This window comes from Streptococcus oralis, from assembly GCF_001579175.1.
GTDB lineage: Bacteria > Bacillota > Bacilli > Lactobacillales > Streptococcaceae > Streptococcus > Streptococcus oralis_O.
Window position 1 is genome coordinate 267,925 of sequence record NZ_KQ970760.1, and the last position, 518, is coordinate 268,442.

General features: G+C 42.5%; 1 protein-coding gene. It reads left to right on the top strand.

Going from position 1 to position 518, the window contains the following annotated elements:
* Window positions 1–518 (top strand): MucBP domain-containing protein (locus SORDD24_RS10835; RefSeq protein WP_330997374.1); only part of this gene is annotated, 518 nt, incomplete at both ends.

The window sequence follows — 518 nt, forward strand, 5'->3', positions numbered from 1 at the left end:
AGATATTCCAGGCTACCGCTTCGTAGAGACTAAGAAACTTCCAAACGGCGACACAGAGCACATTTATGAGAAGGTTAAGACTAGTCATAAGGATAAGGAAGGGAATGAAATTCCAGGTTATCCAAGCGAAGATGGCGAACAACCTAAGAAGGATATTCCAGGTTACCGCTTCGTAGAGACTAAGAAACTTCCAAACGGCGACACAGAACACGTTTATGAGAAGGTTAAGACAAGTCATAAGGATAAGGAAGGCAATGAAATTCCAGGTTATCCAAGCGAAGATGGTGAACAACCTAAGAAAGATATCCCAGGCTACCGCTTCGTAGAGACTAAGAAACTTCCAAACGGTGACACAGAACACGTTTATGAGAAGGTTAAGACAAGTCATAAGGATAAGGAAGGGAATGAAATTCCAGGTTATCCAAGCGAAGATGGTGAACAACCTAAGAAAGATATCCCAGGTTACCGCTTCGTAGAGACTAAGAAACTTCCAAACGGTGACACAGAACACGTTTATG